Raw genomic sequence first — 13,472 nt, 5'->3', positions numbered from 1 at the left:
TCATACTCCCTGCTCGTAGGGGGGTGACTGCTGTCTGTCGCCATTGTTGGGATGATCAGTCAGCCGTGCATCGGTGAAATCACCGGTCTCCGCACTCAGGACATCAGCCTTGACAGCTCGACTCGGGAGCGGACGCCGAGGCGGCTGAAGATGTTCCTCAGGTGGTGCTCGACGGTGCGGCGGCTCAGGAAGAGTTGCTCGGCGATCTCCTTGTTGGTGGCGCCCTCGGCCACCAGACGGGCGATCTGCAGTTGCTGGGCGGTGAGCTGCTGCGATGTCGTGGTCGCGGGCGCGGGACGTACCGGCTCGCCGGACGCGCGGAGCTCGGTCCTGGCCTGCTCGGTCCACAGGCGGGCGCCGTACCGTTCGAACGTCTCCAGCGCGGCGTGCAGATGATTCCTGGCCGCGCCCGGGCGGCGGTCGCGGCGCAGCGCGCTGCCGTAGAGCAGCCGGGTACGTGCGGCCTCGAACTCGCACAAACCCTGCCCGTGCAGGTCGAGCGCCTCCCGGAACAGCTCCTCGCTCTCGCCGGGCGCGGCCAGCAGCGCGCGGCAGCGGGCCACCAGCGCACGCAGGTCCGGGCTGCGCGTGCTGCCGACCCAGCGCTCGAACACCCGAAGCGCCGAGCCGGCCCGCTCGTGGTCGCCGGTACGGGCGGAAGCCTCGATGAGGTGCGGGGTGGCCATGACCCGGATGACGACGTGGTTGTTGCGCCGCTCGGCCCGCAGCCGGTTGGCGGCGTCGGCGGGGCGTCCCGCGGCCAGGTCGAGGTAGGCCAGCGCCCAGTTGCCGATGGCGCCCGCGATGCCGAGGTCGTGGGCGTCGGCCAGGTCGATGGCGGCGTCGGCGCGTAACCGGCAGGTCTCCTGGTCGCCCTCCGCGGCCGCCGTGATCGCGAGCCAGGCCAGGTGCTGGGCCGCCGTGTTGAGCTGCCCCGTCTCCTGGGCCAGGCGCAGCCCCTTGGCCGCGGTCTCCGCGATGGACGGGTAGCGGCCCGTCCAGATCTCCGGGTAGATCATGTACTCGAGCAGTTGAGGCATCGCGGAGACGGCGCCGCGGGCGCGGGCGGTCTCCACGGCCCGGGCCGACAGGCGGTGCGCCGTGGCCTCCTCGCCGAGCAGCATGCTGGCCACGCACGCCCACACGAGCACGGCGGGGTCGCGTACCGACGCGGCCAGCTCGACGACCCGCCGGAGCGGGCCCGCCGCCTCCTGGTGCAGGCCGCTGAAGGTGGCGGCCATGCCGGCGAGATACTCGAACATGAGCTGCGTGGGCACCGTCTCATCGGAGCGGCGCAGCGCAGCGGCCTGGCGGGCGATCGCGATGAACGCCCGGTTGTCGCCCGCGCGATAGCTGGCGTCGGCGGCTCTGACGAGGGCGCGCACGCCGAGCATCCGGTGTCGGCCGTCGAGCAGCCAGCCCGCAGCCGACAGCAGTTCCTCGCGGGCGCTCCCCGTCTCGCCGCCCAGGAGCTCCAGGCTGCCGTGGAGGAGCTGTACGTGGCCGCGCAGTTCCTCCGGAGCGGTGAGCGCACGGAGCCGGGCCAGGAGAGAGCGGGCCACCCGGGGGCGTCCCGAGATCCACGCGTGGCGGGCGGCGGCGGCCAGCCGTTCCGCCTTCAGCGGGGTGCGTTCGGTGAGCTCGGCCGCGCGTTCGAGGGCCAGGTACGGCTCCGGGTGGCCGCCGGACGGATGGGTCTCGACCGCCGCCGCGGCCAGCTCGTCGGCCAGCCGCTCGGCGGGGCCGTCGAGCGCCCAGGCCCGGTGCCAGGCCCGTCGCAGCCGCTTCGGGCCGGTCCTGGCTCGGGTGTCGATGTTGTCCGTGGGAGAAGCGCCGTCGTCCGGCTGCATGTGGCGTGCCTCCTGCGAAGCGCTCTCCAGCAGGTTCGCCAGCAGGCGGTGGGCGCGGCGCCGCTCGGACAGGGACGCGGCGTGGTACGCCACCGCCCGCACGGCCGGGTCGCGGAACTCGTAGTTGTCTGCGGCAGAGCGCAGGATGCCTGAGCGCTCGGCCGGCTCCAGCACCGCCAACGCGCACGCGGGCCGGGCGGCCCGGATCAGGGTCGCGGTGTCGAGGCCGGGGTCGGCGGCGATCAGGAGCAGCAGGCGCCTCGCCTCCTCAGGGAGCGAGGCGAGGCGGGCCGCGTGCTCGCGCCACAGCCGGCCCGTCCGGTGGAGCGTCGTGGGTGGCGGGGCCAGGCCGGCGAGTTGGTCGGCGGTGAGGGAGGTGATGAGCTCGCCCAGCGCCAGGGGGTTGCCCCGGGCGATCTGGTCGAGCGTCGCCAAGAGGTCATCCGCCGGCCGCTCGGGCGCCAGGTCACCGGCCAGCTCCCTGACGGCCGCCGCGTCGAGCCCGCCCAGCACCCGGACCGGCACCCCCTCCGGTCCCCGCTCCCCGTCACGCGTCGCGAACAGCAGCGCGATCGGCTCGCCCGCCACCCGCCTGGCCGCGAACGCGAGCGCGTCGCGGCTGGCCGCATCCAGCCGGTCCACGTCGTCCACGCAGGCCAGGACCGGCTGGTCGGCGGCCACCGCGGACAGCAGGCCGAGCACGGCGGCGGGCAGCGCGAGCCCGCCGGCGCCCGTGCCGGACTCCAGCGCCGCCATCAGCACGCGGGCCTGCGCGTCCGGCAGCGACGCGATGAACGCCGCGACCGGTCGGAGCAGCCCGTGCAGCCCCGCGTACGGGAGGCGCGATTCCGACTCCACCCCCGAGACCCGCAGGACGCGGAGGCCGGGAGCCGCCCGCGCGGCGGCTAGGTCGAGCAGCGCCGTCTTGCCCATGCCCGGCGCGCCCACCAGCAGCAGCGCCCCGCCGCGACCGGCGCGGGCGCCGTCGAGCAGCCGCAGCAGTGCGCACTCCTCCTCGCCGCGGCCGCGCAGCACGGGTACGCGGGCGGGGTACAAGCCCGGGGACACGCCCCCCAGTGTTACGCGCGCATGTCGCCGCCGAAAGAGCATGTTCCGAAGGGGCCGGTGATTTCACCGATACCCGCGCGAGCACGGATCGTCACGGCCTGCCGCTCCGGGCCAGGCATGTTCCGGGGCGGGCACCACTCAGCGGGTCTCCACCGGCGGGTCGCTCCGCTTGCGCGACAGGCGGCCTGCGATGGCGGGCAGCAGCCCGTTCGGCAGGAAGAGCACGACCACGATCAGCACGAGCGCGTAAACCGCGTACGACAGCACGCTGGGCGCGTACGACGGCATTCCCGGCAGGTTGGCCAGGCCGTCGAGCCCCTGCACGAGCAGCGTGATCGCACCCGCTCCCACCACGGCTCCCCAGATCGTGCCGAGCCCGCCGACCACGGCCATGACGATGTACTGGATCGAGATCAGCACCGGGAACGACCCCGGCGCGACATACCCGGTGTAGAAGCAGTAGATGCCCCCGGCGAGTCCGGCGAAGGCCGCTGACAGTGCGAAGACGACCAGTTTGTAGCGGCCGACCGGAATCCCCGATGACGCGGCGGCGGTTTCGCTGGTGGCCAGGGCGCGCAGGGCGCGGCCGGGGCGGGAGGCGATGACGTTGTGGGTCACGAGCATCACCAGCGCCAATCCCGTCCAGGTCATGTACGCGTACGCGGCGGCGCTGCCCGCCTCGAACGATCCGGCCGAGAACTGCGGAATGGCCTGCAGGCCGATGTCTCCGCCGGTGATCTCCAGCTGCCCGGCCAGCGAGAGCAGGATGAGCTGCATGGCCAGCGTCGCGAACGCCAGGTGGTGGCCGCGCAGTCGCAGGAGTGGTGTGCCGATGACGAGTGCGAAGATGGCGGCCATCAAGGGGGCGGCGATCAGGCCGGCCAGGGGTGGGACGCCGTTGAGTGCGAGCAGTGCGGCGGTGTAGGCGCCGATGGCGTAGAAGGCGCCCTGGCCGAGCGATACCTGGCCGGCGTACCCCATGAGCAGCGACACCCCGACCGTGACCATGGCGGCCAGGCCGAGCAGGATGTACACGGCCAGCGCGCTGTCGTCGAGCACCGCCGGCAGCGCGAGCGTGATGGCGGCGGCCAGGAGTCCGGCCACGAGCTTGATCATCTCGGCTCCTGCCCCAGCCCGGTCACGTCGACTCCTGGGAGATCGCGGATCGGCGGCCGGCCTGGACGATCATGACGATGAGCATGAGGCCCAGTGCCACCTCCAGTTGGTGCGAGCCGTATCCGTAGCCGGCGGCCATGGTCTCGGCCACGCCCAGCAGCAGCGCCCCGATCAGCGTGATCACGGGCCGGGTGAGTGCGCCGAAGACGGCGGCGGCGAAGCCGTTCACGATGAGGGTGACGTCGGTGTCGAACGAGATCGGTCGCAGCGGGGTCACCAGCACCCCGGCGATGCCGCCCAGCAGGCCGCCCAGCGCGAAGGCCAGCAGCCCCATGCGCCGGGTGTCGATGCCGACGACCCGGGCGGCGTACGGATTGGACGCGCACGCCGTCAGCGCCTTGCCGAGGTAGGTGCGCCCGAAGAACAGCGCGAGCACGACGAATGTCAGCACGGTCACCGCGATCACCAGCAGGTGCTGCGTCTGGATCCGCGCCCCTGCCACGGTCATCGACCCGGCCAGGCCAGGGGCCGAGCGGGGCTGGTCGCCCCACAATACGATCTCCACGGCGTACGCCAGCACGCCCACCCCCAGCGTGACGATCAGGGACGACAGCGGCGTGACACCCGGCTTGCCGATGGCTGCCAGGCCGGTCAGCAGACCTGCGACGGCCGCCGCCAGGACGGCGGCCACCTCGCTCAATCCGTGCGGGAAGCCGAGCCCGAGCAGCGACGACGTGCAAAGACCGGCGACGACCGCGAACGTCCCCTGGGCGAAGTTCACCACGCCCGTGACCCGGTGGATGACGACCAGGCCGCTGGCGATGAGCGCGATCGCGCACCCGACGGCCAGCCCGTTGAGCAGGTACGTCAGGAACGCGCTCATGCCGTGCTCACCTCCCCGGCGCTCATGTGATCGCACCGCCCAGGTACGCGCTGGCCACCCGGGGGTCGTCGGCCAGGTCCGCGCAGTCGCCCTCGGTCACCAGCCGCCCTGACTCCAGGACATAAGCCCGCCGGCACAGGTCGAAGGCGAGCCGCGCGTTCTGCTCGATGAGCAGCACGGTGAGCCCCTGCGATCGGTTCAGCTCTACGAGATGCCCGGCCAGGTCGGTGGTCACATTCGGGGCCAGCCCGAGGGACAGCTCGTCCACCACGAGCACGGAAGGGCGCGACATCATGGCCCGCCCGAACGCCACCATCTGCTGCTCGCCCCCCGACAGCACGCCCGCCCGCCGCTGCGAAAGCTCCGCCAGCCGGGGCAGCAGGTCGTAGACGGAGGACGGGTCGCGCTCGCCGGAGCGCCAGCCGCCCAATGCCAGGTTGTCCGCGACCGACAAATCCGGAAAAAGCTGGCGGCCCTCCGGGATCAGCGCCAGCCGGCCGCCGATCTCCACCGTTCCGGAGGTGGGTTTCAGCAGTCCTGCGAGCGTGTTGGCCAGCGTCGACTTGCCCGCCCCGTTCGGCCCGAGCAGGGCGACCATCTCGCCCTTCCCGGCCGTGAGCGTGACGTGGTCGAGCGCGGTCGCGGTGCCGTACGAGACCACCAGGTCCCTGACGTCGATCATGAGGCCTGTCCGAGGTAGAGGGCGGTGGTCATGAGGCCTGTCCCAGGTAGGCGGCGAGCACCAGCGGATCCGCCCGCACCTCGGCGGGCGGCCCGTCGGCGATGACCTGTCCGAGGTCGAGCACCACGATCCGGTCGGCGAGCCGGGTCACGAACGCGACATCGTGCTCGATCAGCAGGATCGTCAGCCCGCTCGCGCGCAACTCCTCCACCAGCCCCGCGAGCCGCTCGCGCTCCTCGCCGCGCAGCCCGGAGGCGGGCTCGTCGAGCAGCAGCAGCCGGGGCCGCGCGCACAAGGCGCGGGCCAGTTGCAGCGCCCGCTGCTGCCCGATCGGGAGCCGGTCCGCGGGGCGATCCGCCCACTCGGCCAGGCCCACGCGCTCCAGAGCGGCATCCGCCGAAGCCGCGATGAGCCGTTCGTCGCGCCGGTGCCGCGGCAGCCGCAGCGCCGCCGACACGAACCCCGCGCTGGTACGCCCGTGCAGCCCCACCATGACGTTCTCCCTGACCGTCATGGCGCGGAACACCCTGGCCGCCTGGAACACGATGGACATCCCCAGCCTGGCCCGCCGGTGCGGCGGCAGCCGGTCCACCCGGTGCCCGAGGAAGGAGATCTCGCCCCGGTCGGCCGCCAGATGCCCCGTGATCAGGTTGAACAGCGTGGACTTGCCCGCCCCGTTCGGGCCGATGATGCCGCAGACCTCGCCGTCCGCGACGCTCAGCGAGACGTCGCGGACGGCGTAGACGCCCCCGAAGGAGCGGGAGACCCCGGTGACCGCCAGCACGCGCTACCCCGACGCGGTGACGGTCTTGGTGAGCTGCTCCTTGGCCCAGTCCGTCGGGACGAACTGGCCGTTCTGCACGGTGTTGACCGAGATGAACTCGGGGGAGAGCCCGGAATGGTCGGTGGGGGAGTAGCGGAAGCGGCCGTTCGGCGTGATCAGGTCCATGCTCTCCAGGGCCTGCTGGATCTTGGTCTTGTCGGTGCTGTTCGCCTTCCTGATCGCCTCGAACAGCAGCAGGCTCGCGCTGTAGCCGTCCTGCGCGAACTGCGGCGGCGGGTAGCCGTGCTTCTGCTGGTACGGCTTGGCCATCTGGTCGATGATCTGCTTCTGCTTGCCGGCCGGCAGGTGGTCGCCGACGACGCCGATGGCGCTCTGCACGGTCATGCCCTCGCTGGCGCTGCCCATCGGCTCCAGCCACAGCTTGCTGGCCTGGGACGCGGTCAGGAACAGCGGCGTCTTGAGCCCCGAGGCGACGTACTGCTTGGCGGCCGTCACGCCGGGCGCGCCCGAGCCCCAGAACACCAGCGCCTCGGCGGCGGAGTCGCGCACGTGCTGGAACATCGCGCTGAAGTCGGAGTTCGTGGTCTCGTACGGCTCGTCGACCGCGATCTTCACGCTGTACTTCGGCGCCAGCTCGACCATGGACTTGTGCCCGGAGACCGAATAGGCGCTCTTGGAGTCCCAGCCGACCGCGATCGTCTTGATGCCCTGGGCCTGGATGTACTGCAGGTAGCGCTCGGCGTACATGCTGGACAGGGCGGGCGTGACGAAGATGTACGACTTGATCGGCTCGACCTGCTCCTGCGCGGGCGCCAGCGACAGGTACGGCATCTTGTCGCGCTGCGCGAGCGGCTCGACCGCGAGCGCCGAGTTGGAGAACACCGGCCCGATCAGCGCGTCGATCTCGCCCTTGATCTGGTTGTAGGCCACGATGCCCTGGTCGGGGGCGGTCTTGTCGTCGCGGGTGACCAGCTCCACCTTGCGGCCCAGCAGTCCGCCCTGCGCGTTGACCTGCTCGACCGCCAGCTCGACGGCCTTCTTGTCCTCGCTGCCGAGCGGCGTGTAGTTGCCGGTCAGGGAGACGACGAGGCCCACCTTGATCGGGTCCTGGGCGCCGGACCCTCCGGGATTCCCGCCGCACGCGGCCAGAGCGAGCACCATACACGCCAGGGATGGAAGAAGCCTGCGCATCAGGACCTCCTGGACCGCTATGTGGCCCGAATGTAGGCAGGTACATTACGGCTGTCAATAGTTTGCCTAACATCCGGGGGGAGGGTCAGGTGCGGCCTCAGTCGGTGATTCTCACCTTTCTGGGAGATCACGTATACGGTCGCGGGATCTGCGTGTCCTCGGCCAGCTTCATCGAGGCGTTCGCCAAGGTCGGGATCTCGGAGGAGGCGACCCGCTCCACGCTGACCCGGATGGTCCGCCGCGGGCTGCTGCGCCGTCAGCCGTCGGGGCGGCGCATGTACTTCGGCCTCACCCCCACCAGCACCGAGGTGCTCAAGGACGGCGAGCGGCGCATCTGGCACAGCGGCGTCGTCAACGACGCGGACGAGGACCGGTGGACGCTGATCGGCTTCTCGCTGCCCGAGTCGTGGCAGCGGCAGCGGCACGAGCTGCGCTCCCGGCTGATCTGGGCCGGTTTCGGGCCGCTGCAGAACGGCTTGTGGATCGCCCCCGGCGAGGTGGACGCCGCGCGGGTGGCCGGCGGCCTCGGCGCGAACGTGAAGGTGTTCGCCGCCGAGCCCAGGTGCCCCACCGACATGCACGCCCTGGTCAGGGACGCCTACGACCTGGACGGGCTGGGCGAGCGCTACCGGGCGTTCCTGCGCCGCTGGGACCAGGCCGATCCGGCGCCGGGCGCGCCCGACGACCTGGCCCGCTCGCTGACGCTGCTCACCGGCTGGCTGCAGATCATCAGGACCGACCCGCGGCTTCCGCTGCGCTACCTGCCGCACGACTGGCCGGCGGAGAAGGCCCAGCGGGTGTGCCACACGCTGCACGAGCGGTTCCGGCCGGAGGCGGCGGCGGTCGCGGAGCGACTCCTCGACACGCTTCCCGACGAAAGTTCGGCAGAACGGTGACAGCCATCGCATCGTGGCCTAACTTGATGGCTTGAGCGGCAAGGAGCACCGATGCGCAACCAGGGGCTTGGGTCGTGGCCGGCACGCAGGGCCCGCATGACGCCCGATCGGGCGGCACTGACCTGCGGGGACCGCAACCACACCTACCGTGACCTGCGGGAGCGGACGTACCGGCTGGCCTCCGCGCTGGGCGTGGGGCGCGGCGACCGGGTCGCCTACCTCGGGGCCAACCATCCCTCGCTGGTGGAGACGTTCTTCGCGGCGGGGCTGCTGGGGGCGGTGTTCGTCCCGCTCAACACCCGCCTGGCCACGCCCGAGCTGCGCTTCATCCTGGAGGACGCGGACGCGTCCGTCCTGCTGCTGGGGGAGGGGCGGGACGGCGACGGCCTGCCCGGCCGGCACGTTCCGGCCGCCGGCTACGAGGAGCTGCTCGCGTCGGGCTCGCCCGAGCCGATCGACGAGCCGGTGAGCCAGGACGACGTGTGCCTGATCATGTACACGTCCGGCACCACCGGGCGCCCCAAGGGCGCCATGCTCACCCACGCCAACCTCATCTGGAACACCGTCAATCTGCTGGTCGACGTGCCGCTCGCGCACGACGAGGTGACGCTGATCAGCGCGCCGCTGTTCCACATCGCCGCCCTGGCGCAGACGCTGATCCCGACCGTGCTCAAGGGCGGCCGGGCCATCCTGGAGCCGTCCTTCGACGTGGATCGGACGTTCGACCTGATCGAGGCCGAGCGGGTCACGGTGATGTTCGGGGTGCCGTCGATGTTCAGCGTTCTCGCCCAGTCACCGCGCTGGGCCGGCGCCGACCTGTCCAGCCTGCGCCACCTGCTGTGCGGGGGCGCGCCGGTGCCCGAGCCGCTGATCCAGACCTATCAGGAGCGCGGGCTGACGTTCCTTCAGGGGTACGGCATGACCGAGACCTCCCCCGGCGCCCTCTTCCTCGGGGCCGAGCACTCGATCGACAAGGCCGGCTCGGCGGGCGTGCCGTGCTTCTTCTCCGACGTCCGCCTGATCACGCCCGAGGGCGCCGAGGCCGCCCCCGGCGAGCCGGGCGAGGTGTACGTCCAGGGCCCCAACGTCATGCCCGGCTACTGGCGGCGCCCCGAAGAGACCGCGAAGGTGCTCTCGCCCGACGGCTGGCTCCGCTCCGGCGATGTCGGCGTCGCCGACGAGGACGGCTACGTTCGCATCTCCGACCGGCTCACCGACGTGATCATCTCGGGTGGCGAGAACATCTACCCCGCCGAGGTCGAGAGCGTCCTGTACGACCACCCCGCCGTCGCCGAGTGCGCGGTGATCGGCGTGCCCGACGACCGGTGGGGCGAGGTGGGCAAGGCCCTGGTCGTGCTGCGGCCGGACGCCACGGCCGGCGTCGACGAGCTGCTGAAGCACCTGGACGGCCGGCTGGCCCGCTTCAAAATCCCGAAATATCTGGAATTCGTTCCCGAACTCCCCAAGAACGCGGCCGGCAAGCTGCTCAAAGCCCCCCTCAGAAAGCTCTACGGGAGATGATCCGCCATGCGCACCTCACCCCCTTTCCGCGCCGATCACGTCGGCAGCCTCCTCCGCCCGCCCGCACTGCTCCGCGCCCGTGAGAGCCTCGCCGGCGACGAGCTGCGGGAGGCCGAGGACGAGGCCATCAGAGAGGTGGTACGCAGGCAGGAGGAGACCGGCCTGCAGAGCGCCACGGACGGCGAGTTCCGGCGGGCCTCCTGGCACATGGACTTCATCTACCGGCTCGGCGGCATCGGCCAGGCCGCCGACGAGCGCATCACCGTCCGCTTCCACAACGAGCAGGGCGACATCGAGTTCACCCCGGCGGCGTTGAAGGTCCACGACCGGATCAAGCTGAACGAGCCGATCTTCGCCGACGACTTCATGTTCCTGCGCGACACCGTGACCAGCCGTGGTGGCGGGGCCGTGCCGAAGCTGACCATCCCGTCGCCCAGCATGGTCCACTACCGCGGCGGGCCCGCCGCCATCGAACCGAAGGTCTACCCGGACGTCGAGGAGTTCTGGCGCGACCTGAGCGCGGCCTACGCCGAGCAGGTCCGCAGGATCGGCGCGCTGGGCTGCACCTATCTGCAGTTCGACGACACCAGCCTGGCCTACCTGAACGACCCGGCCCAGCGGGCGGAGCTGAGTTCGCGTGGCGACGACGCCGAGCACATGCACCTGCGCTACATCAAGCAGATCAACGCCGCGCTCGCCACCAAGCCGGCCGGGATGACGATCACGACGCACATGTGCCGCGGCAACTTCCGCTCCTCCTGGGCCGCCTCCGGCGGCTACGACTACGTGGCGGAGGCCTTGTTTGGCGAGCTGAAGGTGGACGGCTTCTTCCTGGAGTACGACGACGAGCGGTCGGGCGGCTTCGAGCCGCTGCGGTACGTGCCCAAGGGCAAGATGGTCGTGCTCGGGCTGGTCACGACCAAGCATGGGGAGCTGGAATCCAAGGACAGCCTGAAAAGGCGCATCGACGAGGCCGCCAAGTTCGTCGACCTCGACCAGCTCTGCCTGTCGCCGCAGTGCGGGTTCTCCTCCACGGTGGAGGGCAACCAGCTCACCGCCGACCAGCAGTTCGCCAAGCTCCGCCTGATCGTCGAAACCGCCCAGGAGGTATGGGGCTGACCGGCCCCGGTCTCCAGGCCCGCGCGCCCAGCCAGGCACCGCCGCCGTTGGCCGGGCGCCACCGGCGCGGCGTCGTCGGCGGTCAGTCGCGCCGGTGCCGCGGCAGCAGCAAGCTGACCACCGCGATGGCCAGGCCGAGCCCAGCCGCCATGAGGAAGACCAGGTCGTAGCCGGCGGCGAGGGCGGCGGCCGGGGAGCTCCGGCCGGCGGACCTCGCGCTGGGGCCGTACGAGCTGCTCGCTCGCGTGTCCGCGATCGGGCAGGCACAGCGCGACCAGAACGCTGATCGTGTGGAACACCAACCGTCCTCCCGGCCGCAGCAGCCGTGCGATCATGTCCGCTGTACGGGACCGGCTACGTCCGCGTAGCGGATGATCTGGGTCGCCAGGACCACCACTGCGGCCAGCGCGGCGGCCGAGCCGATCAGGACCACTGGAGTGTACGGGCCCAGCAGCCAGAGCAGGGTGAGGGCGGCCAGCGGGGGCGCGCAGAACGCGGCCAGGTCCACTGCCAGTTGTAGCCGCTTGCGGGAGGGGCGGAGTGGGTCCTGGCGGTGGTATCTCTCCCACTTGAACATGTCGATGTCACTGGAGCCGTCGTCGACGAGGCCGACCAGGTGCGGCCCCAGTCGGCCGCGGACGTACTGCCCGATGGCGGCGATCTTGTGATCGTTGATGACGTAGGCCCAGCCAAGCACCGTGGTGGCCAGCGGCAGCAGCAACAGCAACTCCAGCCGGCCGACGGTTGCGATGACGGTGGTGATGCCGGCGACCGCGGTGAGCATGGCGTACAGCAATTGGCCGTGCACGCCGATCCGCTGCCGCTGCTCCGCTTTCAGGGCGTCGTATTCGCTCAGCAGCGCCTTGACCGCGTGCTCTGGAGTTGCGGTGGTGTCGGTGATTGCGGGCATGATGCGATCCGCCTCCCTGATCTGTGGATTGGTGGGATGCGCGGGCGCGCATCACCGCGGGGTTGTCTTGGTCGATTGGCCGCGGTGATGCGCGCCCGTCTGGGTGTCCAGGCGGCGCCGGCTCGAGCGCCGGAAGGTCCGAATTGGTCACGGTGGATCGGGGGCAGGGGCGCCGGGCTGCACGCCTGGCCGCTTATCGCCGGATTCTCCCGCGTCCGTGCCATTCTGACGATATCGTCATTTATGGATAGTATCGCCATAAATGCAATGAATCGTCAAAAATGTGGTGAGTATCGCGTAACTCTTGACGGACCGCACTACTCTGGGACAGCGGAACACTACGACGGAGTGAGAACAGGCGAGGTCTTCGTGTGCAGCTTCCGGCTGACCGGACGCCTGCACCGCCGCCATCCCCAGCTCAGCAAAGTCCTGCTGGACGGTACTCGAGGACGAGATCGACTTGGTGTCCGCCAGGCACGAAGCACGTGCCTGGCGCTCACGCTGTTGCTGACGTTGTACACGGGCCATGGCCGGGCTTCTCACGGCCGGTCGGAGCCGCAACTGAGCATCGGGACCCTTGGCTGAGCCACATGCCATACCCGGCATGCCATGGCGCCATAGCTGTGGCCACTCGGACAACACCAGAGGCTCGAGTTGCTCTCTGCCATTCCTCCAACAGATTTCAGCAGCCAGGCACCGTCACCACTGCTCAGTCGATCTGAAACGAAACGAAACGTTCATGACCGTTCACGTGCCATCGACGGGCACTGCTACGCGGTGGCGTTGGGGAGAAGGCGGTCGAGCTCGGGCAGGGGGTGTTGGCAGATTTGGTGGGCCTCTTTGGCGGGGATGCCGAAGGTGCGCAGCAGGTCTTCGGCGATCTGGTCGGTGGCCTGGGCGTCGTCGCGGTCTGGCTGGGTGTGGAGCAGTTGGCCGAGGCATAGTGTTGCGCCTGCGGCCATCACGAGTGCGAGTTCCGGGTCGCCTACGGTGAAGCGCTCGGCTTGGATGCCTGCTTGGATGTCGCGTCGGGCGCGCGGGGCAATGCCGTGCTCGGAGGTGACCAGGGCCAGGCCGGTGTTGAGCAGGACTTTGCTGAGCTGGGGATGGCGGCGGTGCAGGCGTCCGGTCAGCCGGAAGCTGCAGGCGAAGACTTCGGCGGGGTCGTCCATGCCGCGGGTCAGCTCATCCAGTGCCGCGCCGTGCCGGTCGAGGGCGTCTTCCACGGCGGCCTGGAAGAGTTCGTCCTTGCTGGAGAAGTGGTTGTAGAACGAGCCCATGCCCACGTCGGCGGCCTGGGTGAGTTCCAGGATCGCCACGTTGGTCTTGCCGTCGGCGATGAAGGTCTGGGCCGCGTGGATGAGCGCGGCGCGGGTGCGCGCCTTACGCCGATCCAGGCGGCTCGGTGCGGTACCGGCCATCTGTTCTCACTCCTGTCCCAGCTTTCCCTGT

At 70.7% G+C, this 13,472-nt stretch carries 12 protein-coding genes; 4 read left to right on the top strand and 8 right to left on the bottom strand.

Going from position 1 to position 13,472, the window contains the following annotated elements:
* Positions 1–95 precede the first annotated feature (95 nt).
* From EJK15_RS05740 to EJK15_RS05715, 6 genes are all read right to left on the bottom strand, one after another.
* The gene (locus EJK15_RS05740) at positions 96–2,918 is read right to left on the bottom strand and encodes a LuxR C-terminal-related transcriptional regulator (RefSeq protein ID WP_240776792.1); all 2,823 of its coding nucleotides are present in this window, start codon (positions 2,916–2,918) and stop codon (positions 96–98) included.
* Positions 2,919–3,056: 138 nt separating this feature from the next.
* Positions 3,057–4,034: a branched-chain amino acid ABC transporter permease gene (locus tag EJK15_RS05735; protein WP_138709313.1), complete on the bottom strand. Its 978-nt coding sequence runs from the start codon at positions 4,032–4,034 to the stop codon at positions 3,057–3,059.
* Positions 4,035–4,056: 22 nt separating this feature from the next.
* Positions 4,057–4,917 (bottom strand): branched-chain amino acid ABC transporter permease, encoded by an 861-nt coding sequence (locus EJK15_RS05730; RefSeq protein ID WP_138709312.1) that lies wholly within the window; start codon positions 4,915–4,917, stop codon positions 4,057–4,059.
* Between the two features lie 22 nt (positions 4,918–4,939).
* Positions 4,940–5,599 carry an ABC transporter ATP-binding protein gene (locus tag EJK15_RS05725; RefSeq protein WP_138709311.1) on the bottom strand — a complete coding sequence of 220 codons (660 nt, stop codon included), beginning with the start codon at positions 5,597–5,599 and terminating at the stop codon, positions 4,940–4,942.
* Positions 5,600–5,627: 28 nt separating this feature from the next.
* Positions 5,628–6,383: an ABC transporter ATP-binding protein gene (locus EJK15_RS05720; RefSeq protein ID WP_138709310.1), complete on the bottom strand. Its 756-nt coding sequence runs from the start codon at positions 6,381–6,383 to the stop codon at positions 5,628–5,630.
* Positions 6,384–6,386: 3 nt separating this feature from the next.
* The gene (locus EJK15_RS05715) at positions 6,387–7,574 is read right to left on the bottom strand and encodes an ABC transporter substrate-binding protein (protein ID WP_138709309.1); all 1,188 of its coding nucleotides are present in this window, start codon (positions 7,572–7,574) and stop codon (positions 6,387–6,389) included.
* 89 nt (positions 7,575–7,663) lie between these two features.
* Here EJK15_RS05715 and EJK15_RS05710 point away from each other — a divergent pair, with 89 nt between their 5' ends.
* Genes EJK15_RS05710 through EJK15_RS05695 form a run of 4 tightly spaced genes read left to right on the top strand, consistent with a single transcriptional unit; the run spans position 7,664 to position 11,280 of the window.
* Complete coding sequence (locus EJK15_RS05710) at positions 7,664–8,470, top strand: PaaX family transcriptional regulator (protein ID WP_138709308.1); 807 nt, start codon at positions 7,664–7,666, stop codon at positions 8,468–8,470.
* A 51-nt stretch (positions 8,471–8,521) separates the two neighbouring features.
* Entirely contained in the window at positions 8,522–9,991 is a 1,470-nt protein-coding gene (locus EJK15_RS05705; protein ID WP_138709307.1) for an acyl-CoA synthetase, read from the top strand.
* Between the two features lie 6 nt (positions 9,992–9,997).
* On the top strand, positions 9,998–11,110 hold the full coding sequence (locus tag EJK15_RS05700) for a 5-methyltetrahydropteroyltriglutamate--homocysteine S-methyltransferase (RefSeq protein WP_138709306.1): 1,113 nt from the start codon (positions 9,998–10,000) through the stop codon (positions 11,108–11,110).
* The gene (locus tag EJK15_RS05695) at positions 11,101–11,280 is read left to right on the top strand and encodes a hypothetical protein (protein WP_138709305.1); all 180 of its coding nucleotides are present in this window, start codon (positions 11,101–11,103) and stop codon (positions 11,278–11,280) included. The genes EJK15_RS05700 and EJK15_RS05695 overlap by 10 nt, the downstream gene beginning before the upstream one ends.
* Before the next feature lie 161 nt (positions 11,281–11,441).
* Here the strand turns inward: EJK15_RS05695 and EJK15_RS05685 are convergent, their stop codons facing one another.
* Both EJK15_RS05685 and EJK15_RS05675 read right to left on the bottom strand, forming a co-directional pair.
* Complete coding sequence (locus EJK15_RS05685; protein ID WP_138709304.1) at positions 11,442–12,020, bottom strand: hypothetical protein; 579 nt, start codon at positions 12,018–12,020, stop codon at positions 11,442–11,444.
* Between the two features lie 770 nt (positions 12,021–12,790).
* A complete protein-coding gene (locus EJK15_RS05675; RefSeq protein ID WP_138709303.1) occupies positions 12,791–13,441 on the bottom strand; it encodes a TetR/AcrR family transcriptional regulator in 651 nt (216 codons plus the stop codon).
* Positions 13,442–13,472: the final 31 nt, after the last annotated feature.

Source organism: Nonomuraea basaltis, assembly GCF_005893125.1.
Taxonomy (GTDB): domain Bacteria; phylum Actinomycetota; class Actinomycetes; order Streptosporangiales; family Streptosporangiaceae; genus Nonomuraea; species Nonomuraea basaltis.
Note: the sequence above shows the minus strand (reverse complement) of the source record. Positions and strands in the feature narration are given on the sequence as shown.

Coding starts and splice junctions, on each gene's coding strand:
- EJK15_RS05735 (WP_138709313.1), bottom strand. CDS start 4,034: ATGATCAAGCTCGTGGCCGGACTCCTGGCCGCCGCCATCACGCTCGCG.
- EJK15_RS05730 (WP_138709312.1), bottom strand. CDS start 4,917: ATGAGCGCGTTCCTGACGTACCTGCTCAACGGGCTGGCCGTCGGGTGC.
- EJK15_RS05725 (WP_138709311.1), bottom strand. CDS start 5,599: ATGATCGACGTCAGGGACCTGGTGGTCTCGTACGGCACCGCGACCGCG.
- EJK15_RS05715 (WP_138709309.1), bottom strand. CDS start 7,574: ATGCGCAGGCTTCTTCCATCCCTGGCGTGTATGGTGCTCGCTCTGGCC.
- EJK15_RS05705 (WP_138709307.1), top strand. CDS start 8,522: ATGCGCAACCAGGGGCTTGGGTCGTGGCCGGCACGCAGGGCCCGCATG.
- EJK15_RS05700 (WP_138709306.1), top strand. CDS start 9,998: ATGCGCACCTCACCCCCTTTCCGCGCCGATCACGTCGGCAGCCTCCTC.
- EJK15_RS05695 (WP_138709305.1), top strand. CDS start 11,101: ATGGGGCTGACCGGCCCCGGTCTCCAGGCCCGCGCGCCCAGCCAGGCA.
- EJK15_RS05685 (WP_138709304.1), bottom strand. CDS start 12,020: ATGCCCGCAATCACCGACACCACCGCAACTCCAGAGCACGCGGTCAAG.
- EJK15_RS05675 (WP_138709303.1), bottom strand. CDS start 13,441: ATGGCCGGTACCGCACCGAGCCGCCTGGATCGGCGTAAGGCGCGCACC.